The organism is Tabrizicola sp. BL-A-41-H6 (genome assembly GCF_050632395.1).
GTDB lineage: Bacteria > Pseudomonadota > Alphaproteobacteria > Rhodobacterales > Rhodobacteraceae > JAUYQR01.
Window position 1 is genome coordinate 1,509,054 of sequence record NZ_CP192600.1, and the last position, 26,086, is coordinate 1,535,139.

General features: G+C 64.8%; 25 protein-coding genes. 16 read left to right on the forward strand and 9 right to left on the reverse strand.

Going from position 1 to position 26,086, the window contains the following annotated elements:
* Window positions 1-5: 5 nt before the first annotated feature.
* Window positions 6-926 carry a carbohydrate ABC transporter permease gene (locus ACROUL_RS07550; protein WP_431298902.1) on the reverse strand — a complete coding sequence of 307 codons (921 nt, stop codon included), beginning with the start codon at window positions 924-926 and terminating at the stop codon, window positions 6-8.
* 8 nt (window positions 927-934) lie between these two features.
* Window positions 935-2,038: a carbohydrate ABC transporter permease gene (locus tag ACROUL_RS07555; RefSeq protein ID WP_431298903.1), complete on the reverse strand. Its 1,104-nt coding sequence runs from the start codon at window positions 2,036-2,038 to the stop codon at window positions 935-937.
* Between the two features lie 445 nt (window positions 2,039-2,483).
* Here ACROUL_RS07555 and pufB point away from each other — a divergent pair, with 445 nt between their 5' ends.
* From pufB to ACROUL_RS07575, 4 genes are all read left to right on the forward strand, one after another.
* Window positions 2,484-2,639 carry a light-harvesting antenna LH1, beta subunit gene (gene pufB, locus ACROUL_RS07560; RefSeq protein WP_305568206.1) on the forward strand — a complete coding sequence of 52 codons (156 nt, stop codon included), beginning with the start codon at window positions 2,484-2,486 and terminating at the stop codon, window positions 2,637-2,639.
* A gap of 13 nt (window positions 2,640-2,652) precedes the next feature.
* Window positions 2,653-2,946, forward strand: coding sequence for a light-harvesting protein (locus ACROUL_RS07565; RefSeq protein ID WP_431298904.1), 294 nt, complete (start codon window positions 2,653-2,655; stop codon window positions 2,944-2,946).
* 120 nt (window positions 2,947-3,066) lie between these two features.
* Window positions 3,067-4,491 carry a PucC family protein gene (locus ACROUL_RS07570; RefSeq protein WP_431298905.1) on the forward strand — a complete coding sequence of 475 codons (1,425 nt, stop codon included), beginning with the start codon at window positions 3,067-3,069 and terminating at the stop codon, window positions 4,489-4,491.
* Between the two features lie 58 nt (window positions 4,492-4,549).
* On the forward strand, window positions 4,550-5,143 hold the full coding sequence (locus ACROUL_RS07575; RefSeq protein WP_431298906.1) for a hypothetical protein: 594 nt from the start codon (window positions 4,550-4,552) through the stop codon (window positions 5,141-5,143).
* 91 nt (window positions 5,144-5,234) lie between these two features.
* On the opposite strand, the gene ACROUL_RS07580 is transcribed toward ACROUL_RS07575, so the two are convergent.
* Entirely contained in the window at window positions 5,235-6,863 is a 1,629-nt protein-coding gene (locus tag ACROUL_RS07580; RefSeq protein ID WP_431298907.1) for an extracellular solute-binding protein, read from the reverse strand.
* 262 nt (window positions 6,864-7,125) lie between these two features.
* On the opposite strand from ACROUL_RS07580, the gene ACROUL_RS07585 reads away from it, so the two are divergent.
* The 10 genes from ACROUL_RS07585 (at window position 7,126) to ACROUL_RS07630 (ending at window position 16,409) form a co-directional block, all read left to right on the forward strand.
* Window positions 7,126-8,190, forward strand: coding sequence for an ABC transporter ATP-binding protein (locus ACROUL_RS07585; RefSeq protein WP_431298908.1), 1,065 nt, complete (start codon window positions 7,126-7,128; stop codon window positions 8,188-8,190).
* 76 nt (window positions 8,191-8,266) lie between these two features.
* A complete protein-coding gene (locus tag ACROUL_RS07590; protein ID WP_431298909.1) occupies window positions 8,267-8,719 on the forward strand; it encodes an RbsD/FucU family protein in 453 nt (150 codons plus the stop codon).
* 2 nt (window positions 8,720-8,721) lie between these two features.
* On the forward strand, window positions 8,722-9,654 hold the full coding sequence (locus ACROUL_RS07595) for a ribokinase (RefSeq protein WP_431298910.1): 933 nt from the start codon (window positions 8,722-8,724) through the stop codon (window positions 9,652-9,654).
* Window positions 9,655-9,759: 105 nt separating this feature from the next.
* Entirely contained in the window at window positions 9,760-10,812 is a 1,053-nt protein-coding gene (locus ACROUL_RS07600) for a PstS family phosphate ABC transporter substrate-binding protein (protein WP_431298911.1), read from the forward strand.
* A 55-nt stretch (window positions 10,813-10,867) separates the two neighbouring features.
* Window positions 10,868-12,331: a phosphate ABC transporter permease subunit PstC gene (gene pstC, locus ACROUL_RS07605; RefSeq protein ID WP_431298912.1), complete on the forward strand. Its 1,464-nt coding sequence runs from the start codon at window positions 10,868-10,870 to the stop codon at window positions 12,329-12,331.
* The gene (gene pstA, locus ACROUL_RS07610) at window positions 12,328-13,674 is read left to right on the forward strand and encodes a phosphate ABC transporter permease PstA (protein ID WP_431298913.1); all 1,347 of its coding nucleotides are present in this window, start codon (window positions 12,328-12,330) and stop codon (window positions 13,672-13,674) included. Before pstC ends, pstA begins: the two co-directional genes overlap by 4 nt.
* A gap of 12 nt (window positions 13,675-13,686) precedes the next feature.
* Window positions 13,687-14,484: a phosphate ABC transporter ATP-binding protein PstB gene (gene pstB, locus ACROUL_RS07615; RefSeq protein WP_431298914.1), complete on the forward strand. Its 798-nt coding sequence runs from the start codon at window positions 13,687-13,689 to the stop codon at window positions 14,482-14,484.
* Window positions 14,485-14,492: 8 nt separating this feature from the next.
* Complete coding sequence (gene phoU / locus ACROUL_RS07620; RefSeq protein ID WP_431298915.1) at window positions 14,493-15,194, forward strand: phosphate signaling complex protein PhoU; 702 nt, start codon at window positions 14,493-14,495, stop codon at window positions 15,192-15,194.
* Window positions 15,191-15,880 carry a phosphate regulon transcriptional regulator PhoB gene (gene phoB, locus ACROUL_RS07625; RefSeq protein ID WP_431298916.1) on the forward strand — a complete coding sequence of 230 codons (690 nt, stop codon included), beginning with the start codon at window positions 15,191-15,193 and terminating at the stop codon, window positions 15,878-15,880. Before phoU ends, phoB begins: the two co-directional genes overlap by 4 nt.
* 127 nt (window positions 15,881-16,007) lie before the next feature.
* A complete protein-coding gene (locus ACROUL_RS07630; protein ID WP_431298917.1) occupies window positions 16,008-16,409 on the forward strand; it encodes a nuclear transport factor 2 family protein in 402 nt (133 codons plus the stop codon).
* Window positions 16,410-16,540: 131 nt separating this feature from the next.
* On the opposite strand, the gene ACROUL_RS07635 is transcribed toward ACROUL_RS07630, so the two are convergent.
* Together ACROUL_RS07635 and ACROUL_RS07640 are read right to left on the reverse strand one after the other, a co-directional pair.
* Window positions 16,541-17,857: an aspartate aminotransferase family protein gene (locus tag ACROUL_RS07635; RefSeq protein ID WP_431298918.1), complete on the reverse strand. Its 1,317-nt coding sequence runs from the start codon at window positions 17,855-17,857 to the stop codon at window positions 16,541-16,543.
* A complete protein-coding gene (locus ACROUL_RS07640) occupies window positions 17,854-18,891 on the reverse strand; it encodes a phosphotransferase (RefSeq protein WP_431298919.1) in 1,038 nt (345 codons plus the stop codon). Before ACROUL_RS07640 ends, ACROUL_RS07635 begins: the two co-directional genes overlap by 4 nt.
* A 103-nt stretch (window positions 18,892-18,994) precedes the next feature.
* Here ACROUL_RS07640 and ACROUL_RS07645 point away from each other — a divergent pair, with 103 nt between their 5' ends.
* The gene (locus ACROUL_RS07645) at window positions 18,995-20,476 is read left to right on the forward strand and encodes an alpha/beta hydrolase (RefSeq protein ID WP_431298920.1); all 1,482 of its coding nucleotides are present in this window, start codon (window positions 18,995-18,997) and stop codon (window positions 20,474-20,476) included.
* A gap of 10 nt (window positions 20,477-20,486) precedes the next feature.
* Here ACROUL_RS07645 and moaA read toward each other — a convergent pair whose 3' ends face one another.
* Window positions 20,487-21,488, reverse strand: a complete 1,002-nt coding sequence (moaA, locus tag ACROUL_RS07650) for a GTP 3',8-cyclase MoaA (RefSeq protein ID WP_431298921.1) — start codon at window positions 21,486-21,488, stop codon at window positions 20,487-20,489.
* Window positions 21,489-21,574: 86 nt separating this feature from the next.
* Here moaA and ACROUL_RS07655 point away from each other — a divergent pair, with 86 nt between their 5' ends.
* Complete coding sequence (locus ACROUL_RS07655) at window positions 21,575-22,027, forward strand: hypothetical protein (RefSeq protein ID WP_431298922.1); 453 nt, start codon at window positions 21,575-21,577, stop codon at window positions 22,025-22,027.
* A gap of 69 nt (window positions 22,028-22,096) precedes the next feature.
* On the opposite strand, the gene ACROUL_RS07660 is transcribed toward ACROUL_RS07655, so the two are convergent.
* The 3 genes from ACROUL_RS07660 to glmU all read right to left on the reverse strand — a co-directional run bounded on the left by ACROUL_RS07660 (window position 22,097) and on the right by glmU (window position 26,050).
* Window positions 22,097-22,768 carry a DNA alkylation repair protein gene (locus tag ACROUL_RS07660; RefSeq protein WP_431298923.1) on the reverse strand — a complete coding sequence of 224 codons (672 nt, stop codon included), beginning with the start codon at window positions 22,766-22,768 and terminating at the stop codon, window positions 22,097-22,099.
* Between the two features lie 86 nt (window positions 22,769-22,854).
* On the reverse strand, window positions 22,855-24,672 hold the full coding sequence (gene glmS / locus ACROUL_RS07665) for a glutamine--fructose-6-phosphate transaminase (isomerizing) (protein ID WP_431298924.1): 1,818 nt from the start codon (window positions 24,670-24,672) through the stop codon (window positions 22,855-22,857).
* Between the two features lie 4 nt (window positions 24,673-24,676).
* Window positions 24,677-26,050, reverse strand: coding sequence for a bifunctional UDP-N-acetylglucosamine diphosphorylase/glucosamine-1-phosphate N-acetyltransferase GlmU (gene glmU / locus ACROUL_RS07670; RefSeq protein ID WP_431298925.1), 1,374 nt, complete (start codon window positions 26,048-26,050; stop codon window positions 24,677-24,679).
* Between the last annotated feature and the right edge of the window lie 36 nt (window positions 26,051-26,086).

A 26,086-nucleotide genomic window follows, 5' to 3' on the forward strand; every position in this document is an offset into this window, starting at 1 on the left:
GGACATCACTTCACCGCCCCCGCAGCCATCCCCTTGATGATGAACCGCTCCAGCGTCACCCCGATGATGATCAAGGGCAGGATCGCCGCGAACGAAAGCGCCGCCATCGACCACCAGCTGATCCCCTGACTGCCCGTCTGGCTGGCCACCATGACCGGCAGGGTCGCGGCGTGGGTCGAGGTAAGCAGGGCCGCGAAGAAGTATTCGTTCCAGGTCAGCACCAGCGACAGGATGAACGCCGCCACCATGCCCGGCAGGGCGATCGGCAGGATGATCGTCAGAAACGCCCCCCAGACGCCAAGGCCATCGACCATCGCGGCCTCCTCCAGTTCGGTCGGGATCGAGGAAAACTGGTCCTTCATGATCCAGATGACGATGGGCAGGACGCTGAGGGTGTAAAGCAGGATCAACCCGATCCGCGTGTCCAAAAGCGCCAGTTCCTTGTAAAGGACGAGGAAGGGCAGGGCCAGAACGACGGGCGGCAGGATCAACTGGCTGAGAAAGAAGAACGAGATGTCGTCATTCTTCATCCAGGCGAACTTGTAACGAAAGCGGCTGAGGCCATAAGCCGCCAACGAGCCCATCATCACTGCCAAAGCCGACGAGGTCAGCGCCACGATCAAGGAATTCGTGAAGCGTTTCATAAACTCGTCGCGCACCGTGGATTCGGCGCCGATGGTGTCGGGTGACAGGCCCAGAGACCGCCATCCCAGCCACGCGGGCTGAAAATCGACCCAAGGGATCAGGTTACCCTTCATCACGTTGGGAGCCATCTTGAAGCTGGTCGTCGCGGTCCAGTAAATCGGAAAAAGGCAGATGAACGCCCAGAGCAGCAGGACGCCATAAATGACCAAGCGGTTCGCGAACCACTTGCCTCGAAACCTACGGTCGGCCTCGCTGTCCTTGAAGATCGCGGTTTCGGTCATGGGCGCTTTCAATTCTGCGGCCTCGTCCAGCGGGCGGCGGACTTCATCAGGAAGGTCATCGCGACGATGATGATCACGAGGTAGACCATCGCCAGCATCGTGCCGTAGCCGACGTTCGAGCGGTCACGATATTCGCGGAAGATGAAGCTGGTGACGGTATCGGTGGCCCCACCCGGCCCGCCGGAGGTGACGTTGATAACGATGTCCGCCAGCTTCAGCTTGAAGATGATGCGGATCAGGATCGCGGTGATCGACACCGGCAGCATCAGGGGGAAGATGATTTCCCAGAAGCTTTTCCAGCCGGTCGCGCCATCGACGCGGCTTGCCTCGGTCAGTTCTTTCGGGATCGCCTGCAGGCCCGCCAGCAGCATGATCATCATGAAGGGGATGAAGGTCCAGGCGTCCATGATCATTATGGTCGCCTTGGCCACTTCGGGCGAGCCGAAGAACGAAGGGTTGTCCCAGCCAAGCCAGCGTCCAAGCCGGGCAAGGGGGCCAAAACGCGCCTCGAGCATGGATTTGCCGATCATCCAGCTGACAGCCACGGGCGACAGCATGAGGGGCAGGAGGAACGCCACACGGAAGAATTTGCGGGCGCGGATCTCGCTGTTCAAGATCAGCGCCAGCCCGAAGGCGATGGCGTATTCGATGATGATGGCCAGCGTGTACCAGACCATGTTCAGCAGCGCGTTCCAGTAGAACGGGTCGTTCCACATCTGGATGACGTTGGCGAGGCCGTTGAACTGCCGCCCATCGGGATTGGACAGGTTCCAGTTGGAGAATGCGATCAGAAGGCCGAAGAGGAGGGGGAACACGGTAAGCGAGATCACGAAGAGCGCGGCCGGCAGTACGAAAAGGACGCGCTTGCCCTGTTCGCCGCGGATCAGCACCTGCGCCCAGCAAAAGGCAGTGGCCCAGAGGCAATAGGCGTAAAGCGTCGGTCGCCAGTTGGCGAAGCCAATGGTCCACCAGCCCATTGTCTGACCAAACTGGGCCAGCGCGACGGCGACGAGCACCGTAGCCGAGCCCCAGATCAGGGCCTTTCCAGCCCGCTTCCGACCTTCGGAAATGGTGTCGCTGGTAACGATGTGAAGCTGTTCGGGCGTTGACATGCTAGCATATTAGCCGCCGCAGGGCGTCGGGCAAGCGGCAAATCTTGCCTGAGAGACAATGGCTGGATTGCGCGGCGGCGCCGCCGCACTGGGGTTGCTGTGCCACGCGGGCCAGCGACGATTCGACGCAGCACACCCGCGCAGTGGCCCACGGAAATGTCGCAGGTGAGGGTCGATCGAGCCGAGCTTGCTGCGCTTGCCCACTCTCCGGAATTTGATGAATATATAGCAGAAACAAGATTTTATAAGACTTTTGCGGCGGCATTTGCCCTTCGTCGGCGTCGCAATGTCAATGCAAGCGGACAGTTGATTATGTCAAATAGATGTGACACATTGTCGCTGCGGGTGTCGCAAGGTTGTCGCAGGCCATCGACGCTTAGGGTGAGCAGCAAGTCGTCAGTTCATCCCCGCTGCAGTCGACGACGTGGCACGGAGGGAGCAATTCATGTCCAACGATCCTGATAAGGTCTGGCCGACCGGCCTGACGCTGAGAGAAGCGGAAGAGCTGCACAGCTACATCATTGATGGCACGCGGGTGTTCGGGGTGATTGCCCTTATCGCACACATCCTCGTTGCCGTTTCAACGCCTTGGCTTGGCTGAGGGGGGACGCAAGATGAACAACGCGAAAATGTGGCTTGTGGTCAAGCCGACGGTCGGTGTGCCGCTATTCCTGACGGCAGTTGCTGTGGGATCGTTTGCAGTGCACGTCGCCGTGCTTAGCAACACCACCTGGGTTGCCGACTTTCTGTCGGGCAAGCCGATCGGTGGCATGGCGTCGCTTGCGGTGGACGATACCACGGCCAAGGTCGCCTATCTGAAGCCGGGATCGAAGGACATCATGGTGACGATGCCAGATGGCACAATGGCCCACGCGGTCCTGTCGGACGACATGGCAACGCTGAACTGACGCCCTTCCTGATCGGGAAGGACAGCGATGGTGGAACCCGTGGCCGGTGCGGCGCGGGTTCCGCTGCAAGCCTGCGCGGCCCTGTGAGCCGGGCTGCCAGCACATTACGGATCAGACGAGATGTTCGACTACCGCCGCTTTGCCTTGGGTAAGATCGCGGGCTTGGGTCCGCGCTTTCTGCCGTTTGCCGAGGTGGCGACCGAGGATCTGCCGCTGTCGCGGCTCTTGCGGCTGTCGCTGTTCCAGGTGACGGTGGGCATGGCGCTGGTGCTTCTGGTCGGCACCCTGAACCGGGTGATGATCGTCGAACTAGGCGTGCCCGCGACCCTTGTGGGCGCGATGCTGGCGCTCCCGCTGGTCTTTGCACCGTTGCGCGCCCTAATCGGGTATCGGTCGGACAATCACGTGTCCGCGCTGGGCTGGCGGCGGGTGCCCTACATCTTCAAGGGCACGATGTTGCAGTTCGGCGGATTTGCCATCATGCCATTCGCGCTTCTTGTGCTGTCTGGCTACGGCGAAGCGGTCGATGCGCCGCGCTGGATCGGGCTGAGTGCCGCAGCGCTGGCATTTCTTCTGGTCGGCGCGGGTGTGCATGTCGTGCAGACGGTCGGTCTGGCGCTGGCAACCGACCTTGTGCCGGAGGAGGATCAGCCGAAGATCGTCGGGCTGATGTATGTGATGCTGCTTGTGGGCATGATCGTCAGCGCGTTTATCTTCGGGCTTTTGTTGCGTGATTATTCGCCGGGTCGACTGATTCAGGTCATTCAGGGCGCGGCGGTCGTGACCATCGTGCTGAACGGGATTGCGGTGTGGCAGCAGGAGCCGCGCAATCGCAGCCGTGCCGCGACCCCGCAGCGCGTTGTTCGATTTGCGACCGCTTGGGCCCGGTTGACCGAGGGGCGCGGGATGGTCCGACTGCTGGCGGTGATCGCCTGCGGCACGGCGGGGTTCGGCATGGCCGATGTGATCCTGGAGCCGTTCGGCGGGCAGGTCCTTGGCATGACGGTGTCTGAAACGACGCTTCTCACGGTATTTCTTGCCCTGGGCAGCCTGATTGGCTTTGCGCTTGCGTCGGCACTGCTGGTGCGGGGGCGGCGTCCGATTGCGCTTGCAGTGACGGGGGCTGCGCTGGGGGTTCCGGCCTTTGGGCTGGTCGTTCTGGCGGCACTGCTGACCTCGGAGCCTATCCTGATCGGGGCGACGGTGCTTGCAGGGTTCGGTGCGGGCCTTTTCGGGCATGGCACGCTGACCGCCACGATGCGCGCTGCGCCGCGCGACCAGATCGGCCTGGCGCTGGGCGCATGGGGGGCGGTGCAGACAACGGCGGCTGGCACGGCGATTGCCGTAGGCGGGGTGATCCGCGACGTGCTGGCAAACCATCCAGGCGCGCAAAGCGGCGCAGCGGCGCCCTATGTTCCGGTTTTCGTTCTGGAAATGGCGCTTCTGGCGCTGGCGCTGGTGGTGGCGGTTCCACTTTTGAAGGCAAGGCTGGACAGAAGTCCCGGCGACCCTACCTCGCAGGCCAAGGCTCCAATACTGCCATGACCGCGCAGGCAACCGCTAAACGCAAGATCGACACTGGTTCTGGACAACAGGGTGACACATGACAACGATCATCACGAGACTTTACCCAAGCAGCGCGGCGGCAAAGGCGGCTGTCGATGACCTTCTGGGTCGTGGCCACAGCGAGGATTACATCCACATCCTTTCCCGCGAGGGCAAGGGGACCGTCACCCAGCGGCTGCGCTCGGCTCGGGTCAGCCCCGAGGCGGCGGCTGCCTATGCCGGGCCGGTTGCGGACGGCAAGGTGCTGGTCGTGGTGCAGGCGCCGTTCAACCCGATCGGCGCTGCACGCCACGCCATCCGGGTGCTGGACAAACACCCCTCGCTGGATGTCGGCGTCGCGAACGAGAACGAGTATATCCGCGAGGACGCCCGTATCGAGGTAAGCAGCAGCATCTTGCGCGATCACCCGCTGTTCATGTCGAACAAGCACCGCCCGACAACGCATGGCCATATCCTTGGCAGCGACCCGATCATTCACGGCAAAACCAAAACCTCGGCGATCCCGGGCGGAGCCTACATGTCGACGAAGTTCTGGCCGATGAAACTGTTGTCGCCGTCGCGGGAAAAGACCTCGGCGCGCAATTCGGAGTGGCAGTTGTCGCGGCTGCTGGACCTGCCGACGATCATCTGAGCGGGCGGTCGATCCAAAAGAAACGGCGCGCCGATGAGGGCGCGCCGTTTTGCGTTGAATGGGGTGGCGCATCGCAGCGCCACCCGCAGGATCACATGCCGAGCGACGCTTTATAGAGCGCGATCTGGCTGTCCCGACCGATCTGGTCGGTGATCTTTTCCCATGCCGCGGCGATGGCATCTGCGGTTTCCTGCGCCGATGCGTATTGCCCGGCATAGCCCTTGGCCAGTTCGTCCTCGGCTACCGAGTAATACTGGAAGATGCCGGGGATACGCGGTTCGATCGCGGCGTTGGGGTGGTTGTAGCTGTCGGCGTTCGATCCGAGGTAGTCTTCGACGAAGGCCCGGTCGTAGCCGGCCGCTTCCCATTCCGCGTAATCGAAGTGCGAGTTGCGGTAGGGCTGGAAGCCCGACGGATAGGCCGCCATCCAGAGCGACAAATCCTTGCCGCCGAGATGAGCAGCGGCAGACCATGCGGCCTTGCGCTTCTTCTCGTCGCCCGAGACGCGGTTGGTGACGTAGACGCCCCAGCCGAGGTAGGCCATGTTCGGCGCGAAGTTCTCGGTCTCTTCCCAGGCGCCGGCGCCGTGGTTGTAGACCCTCTTGGCGCCAGGGTTGATCGAGAAGCCGACGACGTCACCGACGACCGAGGTGTCGGAGGTGCGGGCGTTGGATCCCACGTCGCCCCACCAGGTGACGCCAGCGCCGGTTCCGGCGAGGAACTGCGAGAAGGCGGTGGTGCCGGGGTCGGCGTTGATCTGGTCGGGCGGATAGGCCCCGGCCTTGATCAGGTCCATCACGTCCTGGATCGCCTGTACCCAGCCCGGGTTATTGACCCGCGGCTTCATCGTTTCGGGATCGAAGAGGAAGGCCGGATCGCTGGGGTGTTTCACATAAGCCGTGGCGCGGTCTTCCAGGAAGTAGAAGCCAAAGCCGCCCCAACCCTTCAGCGGGTCGAGGAAGCCGAAGGCCGGCGTTCCGGTCAGCGGATCTGTCTTGCCCATCACGGCCAGAGACATGGCGTTGACATCTTCCCAATGGCTTGGCGCCTCGGCCATGCCCGAGATCGAGCCGTCGCCGAAGTAGTCCTTGCGGTAGGCGAACGTGTGGCAGTCGCCGTCGATCGAGATGCGGTAGGTCTTGCCTTCCCAAGTGCCGACGGGTGCCTTGAGGTAGTTCACATAGTCGTCCATGTCGATCTGGGCCTTGACCCAGTCGGGCATCTCGTCGAGGAGACCCTTGCTGGCGGTGTCGCCTTCCAAAGGAGCGCCCATCGCGAGGATGTCGAAGTCGACGGTGCCGGTTGCGATGTTCTGCTGCAGGCGCGGGTTGTAATCGGCCTGCGCGAGGTCGATCCAGTTGATCTTGGCGCCGGTGTAGGTTTCCCAACCTTTTAGGAGGCCCCGGAACAGGATGTTGTGCAGGCCGTTGTTGTTGATGCCGAAGAAGGTCAGTTCGACCCCGGCGAATTCGCCTTCGGCAACGTTGGCCTTGGTCGACCCAAGGCACATCTCGCCGACCTTCTGCCAATCGGCGTCGGTCGGGCTGCCCATGCCAACGCCGGGGATCTTAAGGATCTCGGCGCGGACGTTGTCTTGTGCGGCGGCCATCCGGGCCGACATCGGCAGGGCGGCAAGCGCGGTCAGCGCAGTCGCCCCTTGCAGCATCCGGCGGCGGCTTATGGTGGAGCGCACCATTGCCTCGTAAATCTCAACCTTCACGTTCAGTCCTCCCTTTGGACACCCCATGTCGGATCGGCGATCCCGGGGCGGTTTTCATTTGTTCGACGAAAGGCGCTTGGCGGTTTGTCCGGCCGTGACGTTCGACTTGACGGGACCTCCCCTTCCCGGTCTGGGCAGCCTTCGGGGCAAAGCTTCGCAAGGGTGGACCTGCCTGTCAAGATTCTAACATGTTAGTATGATCAGCAGGTGGACAGCCCGGCGTCTGACCGCTAGCTTTTCCCAAAATTGGGGGACGTGCCTGATGGGCGAAGTGACGATCCGCGATCTGAAGAAGTTCTACGGCGGGATTCAGGTGATCCACGGCCTAGACCTCGACATTGCCGATGGCGAGTTCGTCGTGCTGGTCGGGCCGTCGGGCTGTGGCAAGTCCACGCTGTTGCGGATGATCGCGGGGCTGGAGGAAGTGTCTAGCGGCGATATCCGTATCGGCGAGCGGCGGGTGAACAACCTGCCACCGTCGGAGCGTGACATCGCGATGGTCTTTCAGAACTACGCGCTTTACCCGCACAAGACGGTCGCGGCGAACATGGGCTTCGCGCTGAAGATGCGCGGGATGGACAAGTCCGAGATCGACAAGCGCGTGGTGCGCGCCGCAGAGATTCTGGGCCTGACGCCTTATCTTGACCGGTTCCCCCGTGCGCTTTCAGGTGGTCAGCGCCAGCGGGTGGCGATGGGCCGCGCCATTGTTCGCGATCCGCAGGTGTTCCTGTTCGACGAGCCGTTGTCGAACCTTGACGCGAAGTTGCGTGTCCAGATGCGCACCGAGATCCGCGAGCTGCACCTGCGGCTGAAGACCACCACCGTCTACGTCACGCATGACCAGATCGAGGCGATGACGATGGCTGACAAGATCGTGGTCATGCAGGGCGGCCGGATCGAGCAGGTCGGCCCGCCGTTGGAGTTGTATGACCGTCCGGTGAATACGTTCGTCGCAAGCTTCATCGGCAGCCCGTCGATGAACATGGTGGTGGGGAAGATCGTCGACCACGCTGGGGTTCGGAAGGTCGAGGCGGGCGGGGCGCTTTTGCCCCTGCCGTCGGGATCCACGGTCGAGGTTGGCCGCGAGGTGACCTACGGCATCCGCCCCGAGGCGTTGACCGCAGGCGGGCAGGGGCTTTCCGGCACCGTCGCCGTGGTGGAACCGACCGGGTCTGAAACCCATGTCGTCTTGCGCGTGAACGGGCAGGATATCGTCGGCATGTTCCGCGACCGCGTTGCCTTCCGTCCCGGGGATGCGCTGACCTTTGCGCCCGACCCGGAAATGGTGCATCTGTTTGACCGGACAACGGGGGTTCGGCTGGCGTGACGGAAAGAGCGGGGGTTTCACACCCCCGCACCCCCGTGGGATATTTGATGAAGGGGAAGCCGGGGAGGGCTTGCAGATGCTGAAGGGTATCGACAACCGGCTGAACGCCGAAGTGCTGGGTGTTTTGCGTGCGATGGGGCATGGCGATGTGCTGATCGTGTCGGACACCAACTTTCCGGCAGACTCCGTTGCGCGGGCAACGGTGACGGGCAAGCTTTTGCGGATGGAGAATCTGACCTGCGGCGAGGCGGTGAACGCGATCCTGTCGGTCCTGCCGCTGGACACGTTTGTCGATGATTTCGCAGGGCGGATGGAGGTGGTCGGAGCGCCGCACGAAATACCGACGGTGCAAGCCGAGGTGCAGGCCGAGATCGACCGCGCCGAAGGGCGCGCGCGGCCGATGCTCTCGATTGAGCGATTCGCATTCTATGACATGGCGCGGCAGGCCTATGCGGTGATCCAGACCGGTGAACGCAGGTTCTACGGCTGCTTCATGTTCCGCAAGGGCGTGATCCCCCCGGAGGCATGAGAATGAAACCGATTGTGATTCTTGGAATTTTCGTGGCCGATACCGCCTACCGCGCCGATCGCCAGCCGAAGATGGGCGAGACGATCCTTGGCAATTCCTTCGTGCTGGGACCGGGTGGCAAGGGGTCGAACCAGGCTGTTGCCGCGGCGATGGCCCAGTCTGGGACTGGCGGGCGCACGCATTTCATCACCCGGCTTGGACGCGACGCCTTTGCCGACATCGCGCGGGCGACTTGGGCGAAAGCGGGGGTGCATCCCGAGGTGACCGAGGATGCGGAAAGCTATACCGGCGCCGCTTACATCTTCATCGAGAATGCCACCGGCAACAACGCGATCATCGTGGCGCCAGGTGCTGCTGGCCGCGTATCCGTCGAAGATGTCGAGGCGCGCCGTGAACTGATTGAAAGCGCTGCCACATTCGTCACACAGCTGGAACAGCCGATCCCCGCCGCGCGCCGCGCGCTGGAGATCGCCCGCGGTGCTGGCGTGCGGACCATCCTGAACCCGGCACCCGCCGCGCCACTTGATGACGCGATGCTGGCGCTGTGCGATTTCGTCACGCCGAACGAATCCGAGGCCGAGGCGCTGACCGGGCTGCCCGTCACCACGATCGAGGAGGCCGAGCGCGCCGCCGACGCGCTTCTTGCGCGTGGGGTCGGGGCGGCGGTGATCACCCTTGGCGGCAACGGCGCGCTTTACCGGGACAAAAGCCGGTCTGTGCATGTGCCCGTCATCTCGTCTGGTCCGGTGGTCGAAACCACCGGTGCGGGTGATGCGTTCAACGGCGGTTTTGCCGTCGCACTGTCCGAAGGGATGGACGTGGTCGATGCCGTGCGCTTTGGCTGCGCCACGGCAGGCATTTCCGTTACCCGCCCGGGCACGGCGCCTGCAATGCCCTCGCGCGCGGAAATCGACGCGCGGCTGGCGCAGGGCTGACGCGTCACACGGGTGTTACAAAACCTACGCATACCCGTCACGAACCGGGCCTAGACCCTGCGCCAAGGGCCGACTCGGGCTCTCGTCGCAACCAAGGAGTGACCTATGCGTCTTGTAAATCTCACCGTCTCGGCGATCGCTATCGCTGCGGCCGCCACGGCCGCCGATGCCCGCGATCAGGTTCAGGTGACCGGTTCCTCGACCGTGCTGCCCTATGCCACCATCGTGGCGGAAGCCTTTGGCGAAAACTTCGATTTCCCCACGCCGGTCATTGAAGGCGGCGGGTCGGGTGCGGGTCGCAAGAAGCTGTGCGAAGGTGTGGGCGAAAACACCGTCGACATCGCCAACTCGTCCAGCCGCATCGCGCAGTCGGACATCGACCTTTGCGCGACGAACGGCGTGACGGAAATCATGGAAGTCCGCTTCGGCTATGACGGGATCGTCTTCGCCTCGGACGTGAACGGCCCCGAGTTCGCGCTGACCCCGGCAGATGTCTATTCCGCGCTGGCCGCCAAGGTGGTCAAGGACGGCGCAATCGCCGACAACGCGGCGACCAAGTGGTCCGAAGTGAACCCGGCGCTGCCGGATCAGGAAATCCTTGCCTACATCCCTGGCACCAAGCACGGCACGCGTGAAGTGTTCGACACCAAGGTGATCGTCGAGGGCTGCAAGGCCACCGGCGCGCATGACCTTTTCCTTGCAACCGCCGAAGGCGCGGACGACAAGGAAAAGAAAGCCAACGCCGACAAGGCCTGCAACGAGCTGCGCACCGATGGCCGGTCGGTCGACATCGACGGCGACTATACCGAGACGCTGGCGCGTCTGGATGCGGACAAGACCGCCGTCGGCGTGTTCGGCCTGTCGTTCTACCAAAACAACACCGACAAGCTGCGTGTCGCCTCGATGAATGGGGTGGTGCCTTCGGTTGAGACCATCGCTGCCGGCGACTACCCGGTGTCGCGCCCGCTCTACTTCTACGTCAAGAAGGCGCACATCGGCGTAATCCCCGGCCTTAAGGAGTACATCGAGTTCTTCGTCAGCGACGACATGGCTGGCCCGGATGGCCCGCTGGCCGAGTATGGCCTCGTGTCCGACCCGGAACTGGCCGCGACGCAAGCTGCCGTTGCTGCCGAAACGCCGATGGGCCCGCTGGAATAAGCATAGCTTCGGGCGGCGCTACGGCGCCGCCCGTTCCCTTTCGCCGGAATGCCAGATGACCGTTTTCCTTCTTCTTTGCCTTATGCTGGTGCTGGCCGCCGCCGCCTTCGTGGTTTGCCGCGCCCGCGCCTTGGCCTTGTCCGGTGGCAAGATCGGGGTGCTGCATTCGCTTCCGGGCTACTATGGCTGGCACGGCGCGATCATGGTCCTGCTGCCCGGCCTTCTGACACTCCTTTTGTGGCTGATCGTGCAGCCCATGGTGATCGAAAACCGGATCTCCGCTGACCTGCCCCCCGAGCTTACCGCCGACGATACTGCCCGCGCGCTGGCGATGGCGGATGTCCGGCGTCTGGCTGCCGGTCTGGATGTGGCGATTGCCGCGGGGGCCGTGACTGTGGGCGCAGACGGCACGCCGCAGATTGCCGGCAACGGCACGATGCGCGAGGCACTGGCCGAGGCGGGTGTGGCGCTGGCCGAAGACGTGTCGCCGCAGATCCTGACGGCAGCGCAATCCTACCGTGGCCTCAGCGCGACCGGCGCCGTCTGGCGTGCGCTTGCGGTGCTGGCTGTAGCGCTTGCCGGGTTTGCCATGGCGGTGCGGATGACCGAGCCCGACCTGCGCGCCCGTAACCGCGTGGAGGGCGTGGTTCAAGGGTTGTTGATGGCGGCGTCGACCATCGCGATCCTGACCACCGTGGGCATCGTCTGGTCGATGCTTTCAGAGACCTTCAACTTCTTTTCGATGTATCCCGCCGCCGATTTCTTCTTTGGACTGACCTGGTCGCCGAATTTTCGGGGCGACAGCGAGCTTGGGTTCATCCCGCTACTGTGGGGCACGCTTTACATCAGCCTGATCTCCATGCTGGTGGCGGTGCCGATCGGACTTTTCGCGGCGATCTATCTGGCCGAATACGCCACGCCCACGGTGCGCGCCTGGGTGAAGCCGCTGATCGAGGTGATCGCCGGGATCCCGACCGTGGTATTCGGCTTGTTCGCGCTGGTGACGGTCGGGCCGTTCCTGCGCGATTATTTTGCGGAACCCCTGGGCCTTGGCAACAGCGGCTCATCCGTGATGACAGCCGGTATCGTGATCGGCATCCTGAACATTCCGTTCATCTCGTCCTTGGCGGATGACATCATCAACGCGGTGCCGCAGTCTTTGCGCGACGGGTCATACGGCCTTGGCGCGACCAAGTCGGAAACCGTGCGTCAGGTGATCCTGCCGGCAGCACTTCCCGGTATCGTCGGCGCGGTGCTTCTGGCCGCCAGCCGCGCCATTGGCGAGACGATGATCGTGTCGATGGGGGCGGGGGCAGCGGCGAAGCTGGACCTGAACCCGTTCGAGGCGATGACCACGATGACGGTGAAGATCGTCGGCCAGTTGACCGGCGACACCGACTTCGCCTCGCCCGAAACGCTGGTGGCCTTTGCGCTGGGGATGACACTGTTCGTCATTACCCTCGGCCTCAACATCCTTGCCCTCTACGTCGTGCGGAAATACCGGGAGCAGTACGAATGACCGATGCCGCCGTTCCCACCGCCCGCCCGCGCCGCGCCTCGCTTCTGGCCGATGACGCGCGCATGAAACGGCGCAAGGCCGCAGAAACCCGGTTCCGGCTTTATGGCCTGTCGGCCATCGCGGTCAGCCTTGCCACACTGGCGATCATGCTCTGGACGATCTTTTCGGATGGGGTGTCGGCGTTCTACCAGGCAAAGCTGACCTTTCCGGTTACCCTGTCGTCCGACCTCCTTGACCCCAAGGGCAACGCCAACCGCGACGAAATGGCAAAGGTCACCACGGTCGGTTATGCAAAGCTTCTGACCCGCGCGTTCGAGGCGGAGCTGGCGGCCAAGGGCATCGTCACCGGTGAGTTGTCGAAAAAGGATGTGGCCGCCCTGATTTCCAAGGATGCAGCGGGTGATCTGCGGGCGATGGTGTTGGCAAACCCCGCAGCGCTTGACACCACCATCACCGCGAACCTTCTGGCCGCAGGCCGTATCGACGGCTATCTCAAGGGCCGCGTGACGATGCAAACGGCCGAACGCGACGGTCAGATATCGCCCGAACAACTGCAATTCGCCGATCTGCTTATCGACGCCGGCATCCTGTCGTCGCAGTGGAACTGGGATTTCTTCACCAACCCCGACGCCTCTGACCAGCGCCCCGAGGCGGCTGGCCTTGGCGTGGCCATCCTCGGCTCGCTTTACCTGATGATCCTTGTTGCGGTGATGTGCGTGCCAGTCGGCGTGGCGGCCTCGATCTACCTCGAGGAATTTGCCCCGAAGAACCGCTGGACCGACCTGATCGAGGTGAACATCTCGAACCTCGCCGCAGTGCCTTCCATCGTCTACGGCATCCTTGGCCTTGCGATATTCATCAACTTCATGGGCTTTCCGCAATCGTCCACCCTTGTCGGCGCGCTGGTGATCAGCCTGATGGTGCTGCCAACGATCATCATCGCCACCCGCGCCTCGATCCGGGCGGTGCCGCCATCCATTCGCGATGCGGCACTGGGGGTCGGCGCGTCGAAGATGCAGATGGTGGTTCACCACGTTTTGCCGCTTGCCGCGCCGGGCATCCTGACCGGCACGATCCTTGGTCTTGCCACCGCGCTGGGGGAGACCGCGCCGCTTCTCCTGATCGGCATGGTCGCCTTTGTCGACAACTATCCCTCGGCCCCTGTTGAAGGCTTTCTTGACCCCGCAACCGCGCTGCCGGTGCAGGTCTACGGCTGGGCGCAGCGCGCCGACCCGGCTTTCATCGAACGCTCTTCGGGCGCGATCATCGTGCTTTTGGCATTCCTCGTCGTGATGAACGTCGCGGCAATCATCCTGCGTCGCAAATTCGAACGCCGCTGGTAAGGTAGGACAGACATGGACGACATGCGCATCGTGGAGCGGACAGTGAATACACATGCCTCGAAGATCAGTGCCAAGGGGGTGCAGGTCCACTATGGCGCGACGCACGCCCTGAAGGACGTTGACGTCGAGATCCTGGAAAACACGGTGACCGCCTTCATCGGCCCGTCCGGCTGCGGCAAATCCACCTTCCTGCGCTGCCTGAACCGGATGAACGACACGATCCCGTCATGCCGGGTGGACGGGGCGATCACGCTTGACGGTGAAGACATCTACGACCCCCGCGTCGATCCCGTACGCCTGCGCGCGCGGGTGGGGATGGTGTTTCAGAAGCCTAACCCGTTCCCGAAGTCGATCTATGACAACGTGGCCTACGGGCCAAAGATTCACGGCCTGGCGCGGACGAAGGCGGAACTGGACGAGATCGTCGAAACCTCGCTGCGCAAGGCCGCGCTGTGGAACGAGGCGAAGGATCGCCTTGCCGCCCCAGGCACTGGCCTTTCGGGCGGCCAGCAACAACGCCTGTGCATCGCGCGCGCCATCGCAACCTCGCCCGAGGTGCTGTTGATGGACGAGCCTTGCTCGGCGCTCGACCCCATCGCCACAGCGCAGGTGGAAGAACTGATCGACGAGTTGCGCGCCAGTTTCTCGGTGGTGATCGTCACCCACTCCATGCAGCAGGCGGCTCGCGTCAGCCAGAAGACGGCGTTCTTCCACCTTGGCAACCTTGTCGAATACGGCGAGACGGGTGAGGTCTTCACCAACCCGAAGGACCCGCGCACCGAGGCCTACATCACCGGCCGGATCGGATAGGAGATACCATGAACAGCACCCACATCCTTTCCGCCTTCGACCGCGACCTCGAGGCCGTTCAGGCCCTTGTCATGCGGATGGGCGGGCTTGTCGAAACAGCACTTCTCGAAGCCGCCGAGGCCTTGGATGCGCGCGACGAGGAGATGGCCGCGCGGGTGCGCGCCGGCGACAAGGCGATCGACGCGCTGGAGGACCAGATCAACGTCGAATGCGCGCGGCTGATCGCGCTGCGCGCGCCTGCTGCGGGCGACCTGCGCACCGTGCTGACCGTGATGAAGATTGCCGCCGCGCTGGAGCGGGCCGGGGATTACGCCAAGAACCTTGCCAAGCGGACGGTGGTGCTGAGCCAGATGCCGCAGGTGATGGGGGCGTCCGGGTCGATCCGGAGGCTGGCGAAGGCAGTGGTCCTGATGCTGAACGATGCGCTGGACGCCTACATCCGCCGCGACGTGAAATTGGCCGAGGATGTGCGCCAGCGTGACCGTGACATCGACCAGATGTACAACTCGATCTTCCGCGAATTCCTGACGCACATGATGGAAGATCCGCGCAACATCGGGCCGTGCATGCATCTGCACTTCATTGCAAAGAATATCGAACGGGTGGGCGATCATGCCACGTCGGTCGCGGAACAGGTGATCTACCTAGTAACTGGCAGCCTGCCCGGCGAAGAGCGGCCGAAGTTCGACACCACCAGCGCGAGGGGATGACGATGGCGCAGCCGACCGTGCTTCTGGTCGAGGATGAACCCGCGCAGCGGGCCGTCCTGGCCTACAACCTTGAAGCCGAGGGCTTTGACGTGACGCAGGCCGACAATGGCGAGGACGCCATGATGCTGGTCGACGAGGCGGCGCCGGACATCATCATCCTCGACTGGATGATGCCGAAGCTGTCGGGGATCGAGGTGTGCCGCCGCCTGAAACTCAGCCCCGTGACGCGGTCGATCCCGATCATCATGCTGTCGGCGCGGGCCGAGGAGGTGGACCGCATCCGCGGGCTGGAGACGGGGGCGGACGATTACGTGATCAAGCCCTATTCGGTGCTGGAGTTGATGGCGCGGGCGCGGGCGCAGTTGCGGCGGGTGCGGCCGTCGACGGCGGGGGTGGTGTTGGAGCACGGGGATATCCGGCTGGATACGGAGAGCCACCGGGTTTATCGGGCCGACAAGGTGCTGAAGCTGGGGCCGACCGAGTTCAAGCTGTTGGTCACACTGATGGAGCGGCCGGGGCGGGTGTTCAGCCGGGACCAGCTGCTGGATCTGGTCTGGGGGCGGGACATCTATGTCGACACCCGGACCGTGGATGTTCATGTCGGGCGCCTGCGGAAATCTCTGATGCTGTTCGGGGGGGATGATCCGGTGCGGACGGTGCGCGGCGCGGGGTATGCCTTGGGGTAGTGTCCCACGGTGGGACATTTTTCGGAATCAATGAAAACAACGGGTTGCGAGGTCGATTCAGACCCTGTTAACGAATGCGCGCGCGGATGCTACAGTCTCGGGATGGGTTCATCGCGAGGAGGGGTGGATGCGGGGAAGTGCTGAACACGACGCCATTCGGCGGGTCGTGGTGGATTACCTTGAGGGCATGTGTTGGGGTGACGAGGCCAAGCTGAGGCGGGCGTTTCATCCGGACGCGCTGCAGGTCGGACATTTTGGCGACGTCTACGAATTCTTTCCGCTGGAAGAGTTCATCGACTGGGTCCGAAACGAAGCGACCGAGCCTGAGGGCACACCTTATGTGGCGGAGTTGCTGTCGATCGAGGTGACAGGGACGGTTGCGATCGCCAAGCTGACCGATACCTGTTTCGGGACAGATTTCACGGATTATCTGGTGATGGTGAAGGACCGGCCGGATGCCTTGGGCCGCTGGCAGATCGTGACCAAGGCGTATCATGTTCATGCCGGGCGGGGGTTGCCGAAGATCTAGCGCCCTTCCTTTCTTCGCCCGGAATCGAGGGCGCAAGCCCGCCGGGTATGCCATTGGTTGCGCCATTGGTTCGAGAAACCAATGGCATGGCCCTCCCTCCCCGCGGGAGGGCGCTGCCCTCTGTGGTGCTATCAGACGCGCTTCAGCACCGTTTCCAGCCGGTCAAGGAAGATCGCGACGTGGTCGGTGGTGAACACCATAGGAGGGCGGATTTTCAGGATGTGGCCGAGCGGGCCGGTGGCGCTGATGAGGACGCGGGCCTCGCGCAGGGCGTTGACGATGCGGGCGGAGCGGGCGGGATCGGGCGCGCCGGTGGCGTCGATGATCTCCTGCCCGAGGAAGAGGCCGGCGCTTCGCACCTGACCAAGACAGGGGTGGCGGTTGGCCAGCGCGGTGAGGCCGTCGTGGAAGGCACGTCCGGTGTGGAGGGCGTTGGCTTGCAAGCCTTCGTCGCGGATCACGTTCAGGACGGCCATGCCGACCGAGGCGGCCACGGCATTGCCGCCGAAGGTGTTGAAATAGCGGGACTTCGCGCCGAAATCTGCCACGATTTCAGGCTGCACCACAAGGCCGGCCATCGGGTAGCCGTTGCCCATCGGCTTGCCCAAGGACACCATGTCGGGGATCAGGCCGTGGCGTTGAAAGCCCCACATCTGGCTGCCGGTGCGGCCAAAGCCGGGTTGGACTTCATCGGCGATGAAGAGGCCACCGGCGGCACGGATCGCGGCAGCGGCGGGCGCGAGGAAACCTGCCGGGTCGGGCAGAACCGCGTCGGAGGAGAAGATCGTATCGACGATGAGGGCGCAGGGCTTGATGCCTTGCGCGGCCATTCTTTCACACGCGGCGGTGACGGCTGCGGCGAAGCCGGCCCCAAGGTCGCCGGGGTAGTTGGCGGTGGTTGGGGCGGGGACCGGGAACACGGTCGGGCCGGGAGCGACGGCGGGGCCGATCGACATCGACATCTCGGCGGTGGCGAGGGTGACGCCGTGATAGGCGTTGTCGGTGACGATGATGCCGGTGCCACCAGTTTTCGCCCGCGCGATGCGCAGCGCGAGGTCGTTCGCCTCGGACCCCGTGCAGGTGAACATTGCGTGGGTCAGGGGGATGGGGAAGTGGGCCAGAAGACGCTCGGCATAATCGAGGACGGCGTCGTGCAGGTAGCGGGTGTGGGTGGCAAGCGTGGCGGCCTGATCGGCCATCGCGGCGACGACGCGGGGGTGGCAATGCCCGACGGAGGCCACGTTGTTGTAGGTGTCGAGGTAGGCGTTGCCGTCGCGGTCGTAAAGCCAGACACCGTCGCCCCGCACGAGGTGGACGGGGGTCTCATAGAACAGGCGGTAGGCGGGGCCGAGTAGGGCGGTGCGGCGGGCGACGCGCGCCTCATCCTCGGGCGCGAGGCTGCCTTTGCCGGGGGTGTAGCCGTTGATCATGGTGGTCTGGCGGGTCATGCGGGGGATCTTTCGGAAGCGGCGAGGAAGCGGGCGGTGGCGGTTTCGCGGCCAATGCTGCGGAAGGCTTGAAGGCCGGCGAGGGCGGAGGGCTGGTTGCGCAGGATGTAGGTCGCGTTGTCGGGATAGCGGGCGGCGCGCCATGAGGTGATGGCGAGAGTTGTCACCATGCGGGCGGTGATGAGGTCGAAGAGGAGGGTGAGTTCTGGTGCTGTGAGGGGGAGGATCGCGGTGTAGCCTTGCAGCAGGTCGGCAAGGCTGTCGAGCGGTGCCTCGGCGTCGATCTGGTAGGAGGCGGCGGTGGCCACGTCGCAGATCCGGGGGGTGCGGACCATGTCGCCGAAATCGAGGATGCCGGTGATGCGGGTCGGATCGGCGGCGTCGGTCAGGAGGTTGTGCGGGTTGAAGTCGGCGTGGACGACTTGGGTCGGCAGGGTGGCGAGTTGCGGGGCGATGTCGCTGGTGAAGCGGGCGACGAAGGCGGTGGCCTCGGCGCGCAAGGCGGGGTCGGTGATCGCGGGCAGGAGCGGGGCGAGGCGGGGGGTCTGCTTGATGTCCCACAGCAGGATGTGGTCGGCGGCGGGGTGGATGAAACCTGTCAGCGCGGCGGTGAGGCGGGCAAGCGCGCGGCCCACGGCGCGGCGTTGGGCGGGAGATTTCGGGGCGGCGTGGAGCGGCGTGCCGTCAAGCCAGGTAAGGACGCGGAGGGCGCCGTGCGGGGTTTGGGTGATGGCCTGGCCATTGCTGCCGGTGATGATGCGGGGGACGGGAAGGCCGGGGTCGGTTGCCGCGACGTGCTGAAGTGCCGCGGTCTGAAACGCGGTCATCTCGGCGGGTTCGCCGGGGTTGGTCAGTTTGACGGTGTAGCTTTGGGCGGCGGTCGTGAGGCGGTGATTGAGGTCGCGTTCCGAGGTGAGGCGGGTGAGCGTTCCGGTCAGGCCGTAGTGGCGCTGGAGGAGGGAGAGAAGCTCGGCCTCGGGCAGGGCTGGTGGGGGCAGGGTCAGGAGGCTGTCGGGCGATGCGGGGCCGGTCATGGCGCCAAGGATAGCGGCTTTGGCAGGCGGGGCTAGGGGGAAATGGCGGGCGTGGACTTCGCGCTGGCGGGGTGGTTCGATGGGCGCGGAAGGCAGGTGACTGATGCGGGCGTTGGTGGCGGTTCTGGCGGTGGCGGCGATCCTTCTGGCGGTGTGGCGGCTGGAAGGGGCGGCGGCGGGCGTGCGCGTCGAGGCGGTGACCTTCGGGACGGTGCCGGGGCGGGTTTATCGGCCGGAAGTGCCGATTGGCCCGGTATTGGTGATCTCGCACGGGTTTGCGGGCAGCCAGCAGATCATGCAGTCGTTTGCGCTGACGGCGGCGCGGGCGGGGTATGTGGCGGTGACCTATGACAGCGCGGGGCATGGGCGGAACCCGGAGCCGCTCAGCGGGTCGGTGGTGGAAGTGGCGGGGGCGACGGCGACGCTGGTGCGGGAACTGGCGGGGGTGGCCGAGGCGGCGCGGGCGTTGGGGGACGGGCGGGTGGCGGTATTGGGCCATTCGATGGCGACGGACATTGTCGTGCGGTTTGCCAAGGCCACGCCGTGGGTCGACGCGGTGGTGGCGGTGTCGATGTTCTCGCCCGAGGTGACGGCGGATGCGCCGAAGAACCTGTTGGTGGTGACGGGGGCTTGGGAGGGGATGCTGTCGGCGGAAGCCTTGCGGGTGGTACGGCTGATGGCACCGGAGGGGGTGGCGGGCGAGACTTATGGTGCGCCGGGGAACTGGCGGCGCGCGGCGGTGGCGCCGCATGTGGAGCATGCGAGCGTGCTGTTTTCCACCGTGACGATGGCCGAGATGGTGGGCTGGCTGGACCGGGTTTACGCTGTGGAGCGGGTGCGGCCGCCGGTGGCGGACCGGGGCGGGTGGATCATGCTGCTGCTGGCTGGCGCGGTGGCGTTGGGATGGCCGTTGGCGCGACTGCTGCCAAGGCTGGCGGAGCATCCGGTGGGGGCGGGGTTGCGCGGGCGGCGGCTGTGGCTGGTGGCCTTGGGGCCGATGCTGGCGGTGCCGGTGGTGCTGCGCTTTGTGCCGACGGCGTTTTTGCCGGTGTTGGTGGCGGATTATCTGGCGGTGCATTTTCTGGCCTACGGGGTGGCAACGGGGCTTGCCTTGTGGGCGGTGCGCGCGCCGCTGCCGGAGGTGACGGGGCGGGGGCTTTTGGTGGGCGCGGCGGCGGCGGGGTTTGTGGCGGTGGCGCTGTTCTGGCCGGTGGACCGGTATCTTACCAACTTCTGGCCGGGACCGGGGCGCGGCGTCATCATCGCGGCGCTGACGGTAGGGACATTTGCCTATTTCTGGACACTGGATTGGGCGGGGCGTGGGGCAGGCGCGGCGCGCTGGGCCTACCTGCTGTTGAAGCTGTGCTTTCTGGTATCGCTGGCGATTGCGGTCGCGCTGGATATCGAGCGGCTGTTCTTCTTGCTGATCATCCTGCCGATCGTGGTGGTGTTCTTCGTTATTTTCGGGCTGCTGGGCAAGTGGATCGCCGCGCGCACGCGGCACCCGCTGCCGGGCGCCGTGATGGCGGGGTTCGCCTTTGGCTGGGCCTTGGGGGTGACGTTTCCGATGCTGAGTGCGGGGTAAGGGGGGCGGATCAGCCGCCGGTGTGGCTCATGTGGCGGGTGATCTGGCCCGCGACCTTCTGGCGCGAATAGTCGAAGTCGTGGCCCTTGGGTTTGCGGGCGATGGCGGCGCGGATCGCGTCTTCGAGCGCGGCATCGTCGGGGCTGGCGCGCAGCGGCGCGCGGAGGTCGGCCATGTCTTCCTGCCCGAGGCACATGTAAAGCTGGCCGGTGCAGGTGAGCCGCACGCGGTTGCAGCTTTCGCAGAAATTATGGGTCAGGGGCGTGATGAAGCCGATCTTCTGGCCAGTTTCTTCGACGCGCACATAGCGGGCGGGGCCGCCGGTGCGTTCGGTCAGGTCGGTGAGCGTCAGACGTTCGGCGAGGCGGGCGCGGAGGTCTTTCAGCGGCCAATACTGGTCAAGTCGTCCGGCGGTCATGTCTTCGCCCATCGGCATCACCTCGATGAAGGTGAGGTCGTGGTCGTTTGCGGCGCACCAGTCGGCGAGGGAGAAAAGTTCGTTCTCGTTGAAGCCCTTCAGGGCGACGGCGTTGATCTTGACGCGCAGACCTGCGGCCTTGGCGGCCTCGATCCCGTCGAGCACCTGTGGCAGGCGGCCCCAGCGGGTGATTTCGGCGAATTTCGCCGGATCGAGCGTATCGAGGCTGACGTTGATGCGTTTGATGCCGAGGTCTGCGAGGGGTTGGGCGAATTTTGCCAGCTGGCTGCCGTTGGTGGTGAGGGTGAGTTCCTTGAGCGCGCCGGTGGCAAGGTGACGGCTCATCGCTTCGAAAAACGTGAGGATGCCTTTGCGGACAAGCGGTTCGCCGCCGGTGATGCGCAGCTTTTGCACACCGAGGTGGACGAAGGCGGTGCAGAGACGGTCGAGTTCTTCGAGCGACAGAAGCTCGGCCTTCGGCAGGAAGGTCATGTGTTCTGACATGCAGTACGTGCAGCGGAAATCGCAGCGGTCGGTGACCGAGACGCGCAGGTAGGAAATTGCTCGGGCGAAGGGATCAATAAGCGGCTGCATGCGTTGGAAGGTAGGGCGCGGCGGGTGTCGGCACAAGGCGGATTGCGGCAGTTGAGCACGAGGGAGCGGCGGGCTAGGGTATGGGCATGATGAAATCTGGAATTCTGTGCGGCTTGGTGCTGCTTTCGGGCTGCGGCATGTTGCAAGGCAAAGGCCCGGCGACCGCCACACCGGCTGCGGTGGAAATTGCGCCCGCGGTCACGACAACCGCGCTGGGCGCGCAGGGCGCGACTGCGGCGGCGCTCGACACCACCACGTCGGCGGAAAAGGCGGCGGCGCTGGCCGCCCCTGCGGCGGCGGGCGAGCGGGAATTGGGGCGCGTGACGGTGGCGCTGGGGCCGCCGGCGGAGCAGGGAATATGGCTGAGGACCGGCCTTGTCAGCGAAACTGTGATGGGCCGGGTGATGACAGCGGCAGGCAAGAGCCTTGCGGTGGAACTGCGGCCGGGGTCAGGCGCGGCGCTGTTGTCGCTGGCCGCATTTCAGGCGCTGGGGCTGGGTTTGACGGACCTGCCGCAGGTGACGGTCTTCGGGCCGTAGGTCTGCTTGGCAGGCGGCGGGGGTTTTCCACCCCCGGCACCCCCGGAGGATATTTTCGCAAAGAGGAAGTCAGGGCGCGAGGTGGCGGGCGGCTTCGTTTTGCGCAAAGGGCTTCAGGCGGGGGCCGTGAGTTTCAAGGAATGCGCGGGCGCGGGGGGCGTCGTGTTTCGATAGATCGCGCACCCACCAGGCGACGGCCTTCTGGATGAACCAGTCGCGGTCGTCGGCCAGAGTGGCGCACCAGCCGAGGATGCGGTCGCGGGCGGCCTCCTCTTCAGGTTTGGGGTGGTTCTGTTTGGTCCAAGGCAAGGTCATCACGAGGGCGGCGCGGCGGGTCCACATGTGGGGGGAGGTGATCCAGGTTTCCACGGTGTCGAGGCGGGAGGGGTCGGCGACGAGGCGTTTCTGGCCGGCGATGCTGGCGTGATCGGCGATCGCCCAGGCGTCGAAATCCGGGACCCAGGACTGGATGAGCGCCCATGCGGCGTCATCGGGGCGGATGCGGGCCTGGGTGAGGAGTTTCGCGGCGGCGACGCGGGCTTCGTGGATGTCGGTGGCCCAGAGGCTGGCGGCAAGCGCGATGCGGTCGTCAAGGGTGAGGGCCGCGCGCCACTGGTCGGTGAGGTCGTCGATTTGCGGCACGGTGACGCCGAGGTATCTGCGCGGGGCCTTGTGGTAGGCCAGCATCTCGGCCGCCTTGTCGGGGTTCGCGAGGGCTTCGAGTTGCGCGAGTGGTGTCATCGGCGGGGCCTTCTGTCGGGGCGGGACCGGAGGGTTTCACACCTTCCGGACCTCCCGTGGGATGTTTGGGAAGGGGAAGCCTGGGGCTATTCGACGGTGACGGATTTGGCGAGGTTGCGGGGTTGGTCGACGTCGGTGCCCTTGGCGATGGCGGTGTGGTAGGCCAGAAGCTGGGCCGGGACCGCGTAGAGGATCGGGGCGAAGGCTGGGTGCACCTCGGGCAGGGTGACGGTTCTCCAGGTGCCGGCGCCGGCTTCGGCGATGCCGTGTGCGTCGGAGATCAGGAGGACGCGGCCGTGGCGGGCCATGACTTCCTGCATGTTGGACACAGTCTTGTCGAAAAGCGCGTCGCGCGGGGCGAGGACGATCACCGGGACGGCAGCGTCAATGAGGGCGATGGGGCCATGCTTCAACTCGCCCGAGGCGTAGCCCTCGGCGTGGATATAGCTGATTTCCTTGAGTTTCAGAGCGCCTTCGAGGGCGAGGGGAAACATGGCGCCGCGGCCGAGAAAGAGGATGTCTTGCGCCTTTGCGAGATCGTCGGCGATGGCGGCGATCTGGGGGGAGAGGGTTAGGGTGTGGCTCATGAGGCCGGGCAGGGCGCGGAGCGCGGCGAGGTGGTCGGCGAGGCTGGCGGGGGTGAGGCGGCCGCGGTCGAGGGCGGCCTTGAGGGCGAGGAGGGCGAGGACGGTAAGCTGGCAGGTGAAGGCCTTGGTGGACGCCACGCCGACCTCGACCCCTGCGAGGATCGGGAGCGCGAGGTCGCTTTCGCGGGCGATGGAGGAGGTGGGGACGTTCACCACCGAGACAATCTTAGCCACCTTGTCGCGGGCGTAGCGGAGGGCTGCGAGGGTGTCGGCGGTTTCGCCGGACTGGGAGACGAAGAGCGCCCATGAGGTGGGGGAAAGCGGCGGTTCGCGGTAGCGGAATTCGGACGCGATGTCGATGTCGGCGGGCAGGCCCGCGATCTGCTCGAACCAGTATTTCGCGACATGGGCCGCGTAGGAGGCGGTGCCGCAAGCGACGAGGGTGATCCGGTCGACCCCGGTGAAATCGACGCCGTGGGGCAGGCGGAGCGTGCCGTCGGGTGTGGTGTAATGCTTCAGCGCTTCGGCGATCACGACCGGCTGTTCGGCGATTTCCTTGGCCATGAAGTGCTTGTAGCCGGCCTTTTCGATTCGGGTGGCGTCGATCTGGATGCGGGTTTCGGCGCGATTGGCGAGGCGGTCCTGCGCGTCGAAAATCTGGGCGCCGTTTCGGGTGATCACGGCCCAGTCGCCTTCCTCGAGGTAGGTGATGCGGTCTGTCATCGGCGCGAGAGCGATGGCGTCGGAGCCCACGAACATCTCGCCCTGGCCGTGCCCGATGGCGAGGGGAGAGCCTTTCCGGGCGGCGATCATCAGGTCGTCCTCGCCGTCGAAGAGGAAGCAGAGCGCGAAGGCGCCGTGCAGGCGGTGCAGGGTGGCGCGGGCGGCCTCGACCGGGGACATGCCCTTGTCCATGTGGAGCTTGGTCAGGAGGGCGACGGTTTCGGTATCGGTCTCGGATTCCCACGCAAGCCCTGCGGCAGCGAGTTCGGTGCGCAGGTCGCGGAAGTTTTCGATGATGCCGTTGTGGACGACGGCAACGGAGCCTGCCTTGTGGGGATGCGCGTTCAGTACGGTGGCCGCGCCGTGGGTGGCCCAGCGGGTATGGCCGATACCGGACTTGCCCGCGAGGGGGTCATGCACGAGGAGATCGGAGAGGTTCACCAGCTTTCCGACCGCACGGCGGCGGTCCAGCCGCCCGTGGTTGACGGTGGCTATTCCGGCGCTGTCATAGCCGCGATATTCGAGACGCTTGAGGGCTTCGACCAGCAGCGGGGCGGCTTCGTGATTGCCGAGGACCCCTACAATACCACACATTTTACTAACCTTTTGCCTTTGCAGCTTTGATAGCCTTTAACTTTTCGAACAATTTGCTAGCGAGGCCAAGCTTGTTGACCTGGCGTGAGCGGCCGATGGCGATGGCCTCGGCGGGGACGTTTTCGGTGATGACGGACCCCGACGCGGTGATCGCGCCGTCGCCCACCGCGACCGGGGCGACCAGCATTGTGTCGGACCCGATGAAGGCGCGTTTGCCGATGGTGGTGCGGTGCTTCATCACCCCGTCGTAGTTGCAGGTGACGGTGCCCGCGCCGATGTTGGTGAACTCGCCCACGTCTGCGTCGCCGATGTAGGTGAGGTGGCCGACCTTGACGCCTTCGTCGAGGATCGCGTTCTTGATCTCGACGAAATTGCCGACGTGGACGTCTTCGGCAAGTTCCGCGCCGGGGCGGAGGCGGGCAAACGGGCCGACGGTAGCGCCGCGGCTGATGTGGCAGCCTTCAAGGTGGCAAAATCCCTTGATCTCGGCCCCGGATTCGATGGTCACGCCGGGGCCGAAAATCACATTCGGGCCGATGGTGGCATCGCGACCGATGTGGGTGTCGAGGGCGAAGAACACGGTTTCTGGGGCGGTGAGGGTAACGCCGTTTTCCAAGGCAGCACTGCGGGCGCGGGCCTGAAAGGCGGCTTCGGCCTCGGCCAGCTGGACGCGGGTATTGACGCCCTGGGTTTCCGTCTCGTCACACAGGACGACACCGGCGGTGAGGCCGCGCTTGCGGGCGAGTTCTACGATGTCGGTGAGGTAGTATTCTCCAGCGGCGTTGTCGTTGGTCACCTCGGCCACGAGGGAGAGGAGCGTTTGGGCATCGGCGCAGACTACGCCGGAGTTGCAGAGCGTGAGGCTACGCTCGGCCTCGGTGGCGTCTTTCCATTCGGTGATTTTCAGGAGCGTCTCGCCTTGGGTGACGAGGCGGCCGTAGCGGCCGGGGTTAGGGCTGTGGAAGCCGAGGACGACGACGCCGTGGCGGGCGCGGGCGTCGAGCATGGCGCGCAGGGTTTCTTCTCGGATCAGGGGGGTGTCGGCGTAAAGGACGATGGCGTCGCCGGTGGCCCCTTCGAGGAGGGGGGCGGCCTGGGCTACGGCATGGGCGGTGCCGGATTGCGGGTCTTGCAGGACGGCATCGACCGCCTCGTCGAAGGCGAGGGCGGCGGCGGTGACGGCTTCGGAGCCGTGGCCGGTGACGACGACGATGCGGGCTGGATCGAGGCTGCGGGCGGTGGTGAGCGCGTGGTGCAGCAGGGGTGCCGCGGCCATTTGGTGCAGCACCTTCGGCAGGTCGGAATTCATCCGCGTGCCCTGGCCTGCCGCCAGTACGATGACCGAAACCGGCACTGAACCTGACCCCGAAACCTGCATTCTGCCCCTTCCCTTATTGTTGGCGTCGTTTTACCC

Bases quoted from the DNA above. Each gene is read 5' to 3' on its own strand.
- glmU (WP_431298925.1), bottom strand. From the start codon at position 26,050: ATGCAGGTTTCGGGGTCAGGTTCAGTGCCGGTTTCGGTCATCGTACTG.
- pstC (WP_431298912.1), top strand. From the start codon at position 10,868: ATGACCGTTTTCCTTCTTCTTTGCCTTATGCTGGTGCTGGCCGCCGCC.
- ACROUL_RS07575 (WP_431298906.1), top strand. From the start codon at position 4,550: ATGACAACGATCATCACGAGACTTTACCCAAGCAGCGCGGCGGCAAAG.
- ACROUL_RS07645 (WP_431298920.1), top strand. From the start codon at position 18,995: ATGCGGGCGTTGGTGGCGGTTCTGGCGGTGGCGGCGATCCTTCTGGCG.
- ACROUL_RS07595 (WP_431298910.1), top strand. From the start codon at position 8,722: ATGAAACCGATTGTGATTCTTGGAATTTTCGTGGCCGATACCGCCTAC.
- phoB (WP_431298916.1), top strand. From the start codon at position 15,191: ATGACGATGGCGCAGCCGACCGTGCTTCTGGTCGAGGATGAACCCGCG.
- phoU (WP_431298915.1), top strand. From the start codon at position 14,493: ATGAACAGCACCCACATCCTTTCCGCCTTCGACCGCGACCTCGAGGCC.
- ACROUL_RS07600 (WP_431298911.1), top strand. From the start codon at position 9,760: ATGCGTCTTGTAAATCTCACCGTCTCGGCGATCGCTATCGCTGCGGCC.
- ACROUL_RS07590 (WP_431298909.1), top strand. From the start codon at position 8,267: ATGCTGAAGGGTATCGACAACCGGCTGAACGCCGAAGTGCTGGGTGTT.
- glmS (WP_431298924.1), bottom strand. From the start codon at position 24,672: ATGTGTGGTATTGTAGGGGTCCTCGGCAATCACGAAGCCGCCCCGCTG.
- ACROUL_RS07635 (WP_431298918.1), bottom strand. From the start codon at position 17,857: ATGACCCGCCAGACCACCATGATCAACGGCTACACCCCCGGCAAAGGC.
- ACROUL_RS07640 (WP_431298919.1), bottom strand. From the start codon at position 18,891: ATGACCGGCCCCGCATCGCCCGACAGCCTCCTGACCCTGCCCCCACCA.
- ACROUL_RS07630 (WP_431298917.1), top strand. From the start codon at position 16,008: ATGCGGGGAAGTGCTGAACACGACGCCATTCGGCGGGTCGTGGTGGAT.
- ACROUL_RS07655 (WP_431298922.1), top strand. From the start codon at position 21,575: ATGATGAAATCTGGAATTCTGTGCGGCTTGGTGCTGCTTTCGGGCTGC.
- moaA (WP_431298921.1), bottom strand. From the start codon at position 21,488: ATGCAGCCGCTTATTGATCCCTTCGCCCGAGCAATTTCCTACCTGCGC.
- ACROUL_RS07555 (WP_431298903.1), bottom strand. From the start codon at position 2,038: ATGTCAACGCCCGAACAGCTTCACATCGTTACCAGCGACACCATTTCC.
- ACROUL_RS07585 (WP_431298908.1), top strand. From the start codon at position 7,126: ATGGGCGAAGTGACGATCCGCGATCTGAAGAAGTTCTACGGCGGGATT.
- pstA (WP_431298913.1), top strand. From the start codon at position 12,328: ATGACCGATGCCGCCGTTCCCACCGCCCGCCCGCGCCGCGCCTCGCTT.
- ACROUL_RS07660 (WP_431298923.1), bottom strand. From the start codon at position 22,768: ATGACACCACTCGCGCAACTCGAAGCCCTCGCGAACCCCGACAAGGCG.
- pufB (WP_305568206.1), top strand. From the start codon at position 2,484: ATGTCCAACGATCCTGATAAGGTCTGGCCGACCGGCCTGACGCTGAGA.
- pstB (WP_431298914.1), top strand. From the start codon at position 13,687: ATGGACGACATGCGCATCGTGGAGCGGACAGTGAATACACATGCCTCG.
- ACROUL_RS07565 (WP_431298904.1), top strand. From the start codon at position 2,653: ATGAACAACGCGAAAATGTGGCTTGTGGTCAAGCCGACGGTCGGTGTG.
- ACROUL_RS07550 (WP_431298902.1), bottom strand. From the start codon at position 926: ATGACCGAAACCGCGATCTTCAAGGACAGCGAGGCCGACCGTAGGTTT.
- ACROUL_RS07570 (WP_431298905.1), top strand. From the start codon at position 3,067: ATGTTCGACTACCGCCGCTTTGCCTTGGGTAAGATCGCGGGCTTGGGT.